General features: G+C 84.1%; 1 pseudogene. It reads right to left on the reverse strand.

The features are described from left to right. A pseudogene (locus B1205_RS30685) lies at positions 1-441 on the reverse strand (hypothetical protein); the annotation flags it as partial.

Below are 441 nucleotides of genomic sequence, written 5' to 3' on the forward strand. Positions count from 1 at the left end.
GGTCGGCGGCGAGGGCCGCGTTGTCGGCGCGGGCCGCCTCCGCCTCGGCGCGGGCCGCGTCGGCGGCGGCGAGGGCGTCGGCGCGTTCGGCCCGCGCCCGGTCCCGCTCGGCTCGCGCCTGTCGCGCGGCGTCGGCCTGCGCGTCGGCCCGCTCGGCGGCGGCCCCCGCCGCCCGGCGTTCCTCGTCGGCCTGCGCGCGGGCGGCCTGCGCGTCGGCGCGGGCGGTGTCGGCCTCGGCGCGCAACCGCTGCGCCCGCTGCAGGGCCTCGGCGGCCGAACGGGTGGCCCGCTCGGCGTCGGCGCGGGCGGTGTCGCGTTCGGCGGTCAGTTCGGCGGCCCGCTGCCGTTCGCCGTCGCGTTCGGCGCGTACGGTGCGCAGCTCCTGGCGGGCCGCGTCGCGGTCCCGTTCGGCCTGCACCCGCAGCGCCGACGCCGCGCCCG

The organism is Micromonospora sp. NBS 11-29 (assembly GCF_002140155.1).
GTDB lineage: Bacteria > Actinomycetota > Actinomycetes > Mycobacteriales > Micromonosporaceae > Micromonospora.